General features: G+C 71.2%; 8 protein-coding genes. 4 read left to right on the top strand and 4 right to left on the bottom strand.

What is annotated here, in order from left to right; all coding sequences use genetic code 11:
- Both HLK59_RS46465 and HLK59_RS51690 read right to left on the bottom strand, forming a co-directional pair.
- The coding region (locus HLK59_RS46465) for a transglutaminase-like domain-containing protein (RefSeq protein WP_206328412.1) at nt 1-453 on the bottom strand (453 nt) is incomplete at its 3' end.
- 17 nt (nt 454-470) lie between these two features.
- A complete protein-coding gene (locus tag HLK59_RS51690; RefSeq protein WP_346779985.1) occupies nt 471-1,685 on the bottom strand; it encodes a GNAT family N-acetyltransferase in 1,215 nt (404 codons plus the stop codon).
- Nucleotides 1,686-1,825: 140 nt separating this feature from the next.
- On the opposite strand from HLK59_RS51690, the gene fdxA reads away from it, so the two are divergent.
- Complete coding sequence (gene fdxA / locus HLK59_RS46450; protein ID WP_006346810.1) at nt 1,826-2,146, top strand: ferredoxin; 321 nt, start codon at nt 1,826-1,828, stop codon at nt 2,144-2,146.
- A gap of 114 nt (nt 2,147-2,260) precedes the next feature.
- The gene (locus tag HLK59_RS46445) at nt 2,261-3,355 is read left to right on the top strand and encodes a bifunctional succinyldiaminopimelate transaminase/glutamate-prephenate aminotransferase (RefSeq protein WP_171147727.1); all 1,095 of its coding nucleotides are present in this window, start codon (nt 2,261-2,263) and stop codon (nt 3,353-3,355) included.
- A gap of 78 nt (nt 3,356-3,433) precedes the next feature.
- Here the strand turns inward: HLK59_RS46445 and HLK59_RS46440 are convergent, their stop codons facing one another.
- Nucleotides 3,434-3,880: an ATP-binding protein gene (locus tag HLK59_RS46440; protein ID WP_171147726.1), complete on the bottom strand. Its 447-nt coding sequence runs from the start codon at nt 3,878-3,880 to the stop codon at nt 3,434-3,436.
- A 310-nt stretch (nt 3,881-4,190) separates the two neighbouring features.
- Entirely contained in the window at nt 4,191-5,153 is a 963-nt protein-coding gene (locus tag HLK59_RS46435) for a heavy metal transporter (RefSeq protein ID WP_171147725.1), read from the bottom strand.
- Nucleotides 5,154-5,237: 84 nt separating this feature from the next.
- Here HLK59_RS46435 and dapE point away from each other — a divergent pair, with 84 nt between their 5' ends.
- Together dapE and HLK59_RS46425 are read left to right on the top strand one after the other, a co-directional pair.
- Nucleotides 5,238-6,317 carry a succinyl-diaminopimelate desuccinylase gene (gene dapE, locus HLK59_RS46430; RefSeq protein WP_171147724.1) on the top strand — a complete coding sequence of 360 codons (1,080 nt, stop codon included), beginning with the start codon at nt 5,238-5,240 and terminating at the stop codon, nt 6,315-6,317.
- A 98-nt stretch (nt 6,318-6,415) separates the two neighbouring features.
- Entirely contained in the window at nt 6,416-7,174 is a 759-nt protein-coding gene (locus tag HLK59_RS46425; RefSeq protein WP_171147723.1) for a TIGR00730 family Rossman fold protein, read from the top strand.
- Nucleotides 7,175-7,302 lie beyond the last annotated feature (128 nt).

Here is a 7,302-nt window from a genome sequence, read left to right as displayed (position 1 = left end):
CTGCTCCTCCTCCGCCCCGAACCCGACGACGAAGTGCCCCGGCAGCGCGACCCCGTACACATGGGCCCCCGCCCGTCGAGCCACCTCCATCCACACGACGGACAGCAGGATGGGCAGCCCACGCCGCCGCCGAAGCACCTCATGGAGCAGCGAAGACTCCAGCCGCTGATAGTCGCCCGGGGTCCCACGGAAACCGCACCGCTCCCCGAGCAGCTCGCGCAGCGACACCGCCCAGGACCGCGGCCCACCGGGACGGAACGGCAGCCGCCCCGCCAGCTGGTCCAGTTCGATCTGCGCCGCGTCCAGGCCCGCCTCGTCGAGCGTCCCGTCCGCCTCCGCGCCCACCAGCAGACACAGCGACGACAGATCGGGGCGCTCGGACCGGGCCTCCTCGGCGAACCGCCGGCGCAGTTCGGCGGAGCGTTCCGGGGGCGGGGGGTAGAGGGGGCGCATAGCTGGCTCGTGCCCGGTCACGATGATCCGTACCGGCCGCCGCCGGGACCCGCCGGTTCCCGGTAGTGGTGGTACGCGTGATGCGCCACGAAGCCCATCCCGGCGTAGAGCGCCCGCGCACCCGTGTTGTCCGTCTCGACCTGGAGCCACGCGGCGGACGCGCCCTCGTCGAGCGCCCGCCGGGCCAGCGCGGCCATCACCGTGGTGGCCAGTCCCCGCCGCCGCTGATCGGGATCCACCTCGACGGCGGAGAAGGAGGCCCACCGCCCGTCGACGACACACCGCCCGATGGCGGCGGGAGCTACCCCGCCGGAGGCACCCGGCACGGTCGCGAACCACACCGAGGGACCGCTCCCGAGCACCTTCAGCGCCACCTCGCTCACCCCTTTGCGCTGGTACCGGGCGAGCCACGCCTCGTCCGCGCCGCGGGCCAGCAGGACCTCCTCCGCCTCGGCCCGGTCGGCCAGCGGCGCCAGCGCGCCGATCCACAGCTCGGCACTCACCTCACGCTCCCACCCCCGCCGCTCCAGCTCCACGCACAGCAGCTCCTGCGTGCCCTCAGGGCCTGCCCGGCGGATCATCCCGGCGTCGCGGGGCCTGGCACGCGCATCTGCGGCGTTGTCGTCGGTCGCCATGGCTCCGCCATGACTCTCTCCTCCGCCTTGCAGCTGCACGCGCCAGGCCCCGCTCGGGTCAGCCGAAAGAGGCCGTTCCGCGAAGCCGGCCTGATCCGCCGGGCAGGCCCTGGCGCCGGTCGCGGTCTGGATGTACGCGGGCAGCCCACGCTCCCCGTACCAGCGCCGTACGGCCTCCAGCGCCTCGTCCAGCGGTAGCCCCGGGTCACCGATCGGGAGCACCGAGTTGGCCCGCCGGGTGAACCCTGACGCGGCCCGCAGTTCCCACTCGCCGAGCCGCTCGCTCTCCACCGGCCGCCACGCGCGCGTGGACACATGCGCGAGTTCCTCGTAGGAGGCCGAAGGGCCCCGGCGGCGGGCCGGGGCGCTCGGCACCACCTTGCCCGCGACCAGCGAGGATTCCGCGATGTGGACGGTCTCGCCACCCTTCCGTGTGATGAGCAGCACACCGTTGTCCCATGATGCGAGAACACCCACCGTGTCGGTGAACTTCTCACCCGGAACCGCAGGATCGTTCATGCGGCGTACGGAGACTCGTTTACCCACGTCAGCAGCGGTGATACGGACCTCAAGGCGCCCCGTCGCAGAGATTTCCACAGGTCAGTTCACCCCTCCTGTTCGGATCATGCCCAAGAACGGAGATACTAGGTGCGGGCATCGACGACGCCGCGCTCCCGCGCGCCAGGCGGCAGGGCCTGAGAAGGCCCGCCAGCGCCCTATCGAGGAGGAACGACAGCGTGACCTACGTCATCGCGCAGCCTTGTGTCGACGTGAAGGACAAGGCGTGCATCGAAGAGTGCCCGGTCGACTGCATCTACGAGGGCTCCCGGTCCTTGTACATCCACCCGGACGAATGCGTCGACTGTGGTGCCTGTGAGCCGGTCTGCCCGGTCGAGGCGATCTTCTACGAGGACGACACTCCGGAGGAGTGGAAGGACTACTACAAGGCGAACGTCGAGTTCTTCGACGAGCTCGGCTCCCCCGGCGGCGCCAGCAAGCTGGGCCTGATCGAGCGCGACCACCCCTTCGTGGCCGGACTGCCGCCGCAGAACCAGTAAGAGCGGCCCGCACCCGCGCTTGCCTCGGTCCCGTACGGCTCGATCACCTTGATCGCCGTACGGGACCGAGGCGTTTGCCGTCCGAGTGCTGTACCAGAAAGTGAGCCAGACACCGTGTCCGCAGTCTCCGACCGTCTCCCCGCCTTCCCCTGGGACAAGCTCGAGCCGTACAAGAAGACGGCCCTCGCGCACCCCGGCGGCATCGTCGACCTGTCCGTCGGCACCCCGGTCGACCCGGTTCCCGACCTGATCCAGAAGGCGCTCGTCGACGCGGCGGACTCGCCGGGCTACCCGACGGTCTGGGGCACGCCGGCGCTGCGCGACGCGATCACGGGCTGGGTGGAGCGCCGCCTGGGCGCCCGCGAGGTGACGCACCGGCACGTCCTGCCGATCGTCGGCTCCAAGGAACTGGTCGCCTGGCTCCCCACCCAGCTGGGCCTCGGCCCCGGCGACCGGGTCGCCTACCCGCGCCTGGCCTACCCGACCTACGAGGTCGGCGCCCGGCTGGCCCGCGCGGAGTACGAGGTCTACGACGACCCCACGGAGCTGGACCCGTCCGGCCTGAAGCTCCTCTGGCTCAACTCCCCGTCGAACCCCACCGGCAAGGTCCTGTCCAAGGAGGAACTCACCCGGATCGTGGCCTGGGCCCGCGAGCACGGCGTGCTGATCTTCTCCGACGAGTGCTACCTGGAGCTCGGCTGGGACGCCGACCCGGTCTCGGTCCTGCACCCGGACGTCAACGGCGGCTCGTACGACGGCATCGTCGCGGTCCACTCGCTGTCGAAGCGCTCGAACCTGGCGGGTTACCGCGCCGCATTCCTGGCCGGCGACCCGGCGGTCCTGGGCCCCCTCCTGGAGATCCGCAAGCACGGCGGCATGATGACGGCGGCGCCCACCCAGGCGGCCGTGGTGGCGGCCCTCGGCGACGACGAACACGTCCGCGTCCAGCGCGAGCGCTACGCGGCCCGTCGCGAGGCCCTGCGCGGCGCCCTGGAGGCCCACGGCTTCCGCATCGAGCACAGCGAGGCCAGCCTCTACCTCTGGGCCACCCGGGGCGAGTCCTGCTGGACCACGGTCGCCCACCTGGCCGACCTGGGCATCCTCGTGGCTCCGGGCGACTTCTACGGCGTGGCGGGCGAGAACTTCGTCCGCGTGGCCTTCACGGCGACGGACGAGCGGGTGCGGGCGGCCGTGGAGCGGCTCGCGTAACCCATGCGCGTACGGCGATGGGGCCCAGGAAGACACCCCTGGGCCCCATCGCCGTATCAGACGGACATCTGCCGGACGTCAGCCGAGCGGGAGGCTCTTCACCGGCAGGGACTCGGTCGGCAGACCACCCTTGGTGAGGGAGTCCGTCGGCAGACCGCCCTTCGTCGCGGTGGACGCCGTGTCACCCAGGATGTCCCCGGCGGAGCCCGCCGCGTCGCCCGCCGTCTGCTGCGCGGCCGGCGCCGCCTTCTTCGCGACCTTGCCACTGGTCTTGCCCGCGGTCGGAACCGCCTTCTTGACCGCGTTGCCACCGGTGTTGCCCGCGAGCCCGGTGGCGTTCTGCGCCGCGCCGTCGACGGTGTTGCCGACGCTCGCCCCGTCCAGGGCGGTCAGGCCGCCGAGGTTCGAGGTGGGCAGTTCGGCGGGGGCCGCACTGGCTGAGCCGGCCGCACCGACCCCGGCTGCCGCTCCCGCAGCGACGAGCAGCGCGGCACGGGCGATCCTGCGGGTCAGGGGGAGGGACATGATGCTCCTTTGACGGGAGAGAACGTGGAAGTGTCCGACCGTGTCCGGCAGTTGATCACCGGGCTCGGACGCAGTGACTACCGCTCGAGGCCCGCGAAGGTTGCGGCGGCCCAACGTAAAGAGTTGGCAATGCGTCGCATTATCGGCTGCGGATAAAAGCGGGCAAAGGGTGCCCGGTCGGAAAGTGTGTCGAATCCTTGCAGCCCTTTGTTCGCAAGGGTTCTGGCGAATACGGGGGTGACTGCGCGAAAACCTGCGCACACCGCGGTCCACGGTGGTCGTGCGTAACCCCTGCGGGTGATCGTCCGTACTACTGCGCAGTCAGGATCCGCACGGATCCCGCGCCCTTCTCCGCCCCGCCGGTTCCCTCCGACGACGTCGCCCGCCACTCGCTCTGGGAGTTCCCGGCGGTCCACTCCTGGCCGGCGTACGTCACGCGCTGGATGTGCAGCGCGGAGGCGTTGGCCACCGCCCAGTGCGCGAGCTGCCAGCCGCGCTCCCGGCCGCTGCGGCTCTTGGCGCCGCCGGTCACCGGCACCGTCACGGTCCGCCCGGACACCGTGGCCTCCGGAGCGGGCGTCGCCTCCGTGGCCCCCACCTCCTTGGCGGTGGTGTCCAGCGCGTCCCCGCCGAAGTCCCGTACGAGCGCCTCGCGCACCCCTTCCGGACCTGCGGCGACGGTCGCCTCCGAGCGGCCGTCACAGGTCAGCGAGGCCGCCGAGGTCCCGGTGAGGGCGGCGGCCAGCACCGTGGCGTCCGGCTCGTGCTTGGCGTACGCCTCCGGGTAGCCGCTGCGCTGCACGCGCTGCGCGGCCTCGGTGAGCGGCAGCTTCGTGTAGCCGTCGACCTTGACCAGATGCTCGTAGAACTCCCCGGCCGCGTACGTCGGGTCCATGATTTGCTTCTCCGTGCCCCAGCCCTGCGAGGGCCGCTGCTGGAAGAGGCCGAGGGAGTCCCGGTCGCCATGGGTGATGTTGCGCAGGCCCGACTCCTGGAGCGCGGTCGCCAGCGCGATCGCCACCGCCCGCTCGGGCAGCCCGCGCCCGGTACCGACGGCCGTGATCGTCGCCGCGTTCACCGCCTGCTCCGGCGTGAACTCGTACGCCACCCCGTCGTCCTTGCCGGAGACGACCTTGCAGCCCGGCGCACCGGTGCCCGCGGTGATGTACTGAACCACCAGATATCCGGCGACGGCACACAAAATCACGAAGGCCGCCAGACCGCGCAGGAGGCGGCCACGACGACGCTGCTGAGGGCGGGACGGCGCTGGCATCCGTACAAGGTAGCGGAGGCCTCTGTGGTGTCCGAGCCGGGTGTGGACGCAGTGGGCGCCGCCCGGCGCGTTAGGGTCGGCGACATGGCCGATACCCCGCTTGACCTCACGCTGGACGCCGCCGCACTCACCGCCCGGCTCGTCGACTTCCCCTCCGTCAGCGGCACCGAGAAGCCGCTCGCGGACGCGATCGAGACCGCGCTGCGCACGCTGCCGCACCTGACGGTCGACCGGTTCGGCAACAACGTCGTGGCCCGGACGAACCTGGGCCGCGCGGAGCGGGTCATCCTCGCCGGCCACATCGACACGGTCCCGATCGCGGACAACGTGCCCTCGCGCCTCGACGAGGACGGCTACCTGTGGGGCTGCGGCACCTGCGACATGAAGTCCGGGGTCGCGGTCCAGCTCCGTATCGCCGCGACGGTCCCGGCCCCCAACCGCGACCTCACCTTCGTCTTCTACGACAACGAGGAGATCGCCGCCGAGTTCAACGGCCTCAAGCACGTCTCCGAGGCCCACCCGGAGTGGCTGGCCGGCGACTTCGCCGTGCTGCTGGAGCCGACGAACGGCCAGGTCGAGGGCGGCTGCCAGGGCACGCTGCGGGTGCTGCTGAAGTTCAAGGGGGAGCGGGCGCACTCCGCGCGCGCGTGGATGGGCTCCAACGCGATCCACGCCGCGTCGCCGGTACTGGCGAAGCTGGCGGCGTACGAGCCGCGCAAGCCGATGGTGGACGGTCTGGAGTACCACGAGGGCCTCAACGCGGTCCGTATCGAGGGCGGAGTGGCCACCAACGTCATCCCCGACGCCTGCACGGTCACCGTCAACTTCCGTTACGCGCCCGACCGCAGCGAGGCGGAGGCGGAGGCGTTCGTCCGGGAGTACTTCGCCGACTGCGGAGTGGACGAGTTCGTGGTGGACGACCACACCGGCGGTGCGCGTCCCGGGCTGAACCACCCGTCGGCGGCGGCCTTCGTGGAGGCCGTCGGCGGCGAGGTCCACCCCAAGTTCGGCTGGACGGACGTGGCCAGGTTCAGTGCGCTGGGCGTACCGGCGGTCAACTACAGCCCGGGCAACCCGCTCCTGGCCCACAAGGTCGACGAGCGGGTGAAGGTGTCGCTGATCCCCGAGGCGGAGGAGCGCCTGCGGTCCTGGCTGACCGTGTGATGTGAGGCTCGTGCCGGTCGGACATACGCATGTCCCCCCTCCGTAACCCGCGTAGATCTACGCTGAGGTGGAAACACCCGCAAGTGGAGGGAGCGCACATGGCTACCGGAAACCCCGAGGGGAAGAAGCAGCCACCGTCGGAGCAGCGCCTGGGACCGGTCCTCCGAAGGCGGGACCAGGTCACGGCGAGCACGACCGACCAGCGCCTCCTGGACGCGGGCGGTCCGTCCGACTGGGTCCACACCGATCCCTGGCGGGTCCTGCGCATCCAGTCGGAGTTCATCGAGGGCTTCGGCACGCTCGCCGAACTCCCGCCCGCGATCAGTGTGTTCGGCTCGGCGCGGACGCCTGCGGACTCACCCGAGTACGAGGCGGGCGTGCAGCTCGGCCGGGGCCTGGTGGAGGCCGGCTTCGCCGTCATCACCGGTGGCGGGCCCGGGGCCATGGAGGCCGCCAACAAGGGGGCCTGCGAGGCGAAGGGCATCTCCGTCGGCCTCGGCATCGAGCTCCCCTTCGAGCAGGGGCTCAACCCCTACGTCGACATCGGCCTCAACTTCCGGTACTTCTTCGTCCGCAAGATGATGTTCGTGAAGTACGCGCAGGGCTTCGTGGTCCTGCCCGGCGGCCTCGGAACCCTCGACGAGCTCTTCGAGGCGCTGACCCTCGTCCAGACCCAGAAGGTCACCCGCTTCCCGATCGTCCTCTTCGGCACGGCCTACTGGGGCGGCCTGGTGGACTGGATCACCAACACCCTCATCGCCCAGGGCAAGGCGTCGGAGAAGGACCTGCACCTGTTCCACGTGACCGACGACGTGGACGAGGCGGTGGCCCTGGTCTCGAAGGAGGCAGGCCGCTGAAAACCTCCCTTCGACCCCGCCGGTTGGTCAGCCCCTCCGGCGTTTGAGGAACGGGGGTCCAGGGGGCGGAGCCCCCTGGGTGCGGGGTCGAAGGGGCGGCAGCCCCTGGGGAGGGGAACGGGTAAGGG

It is taken from the genome of Streptomyces sp. S3(2020), assembly GCF_013044505.1.
GTDB lineage: Bacteria > Actinomycetota > Actinomycetes > Streptomycetales > Streptomycetaceae > Streptomyces.
The sequence above is the reverse complement of the archived record's forward strand: the minus strand, read 5'-3'. Positions and strand labels throughout refer to the sequence as shown.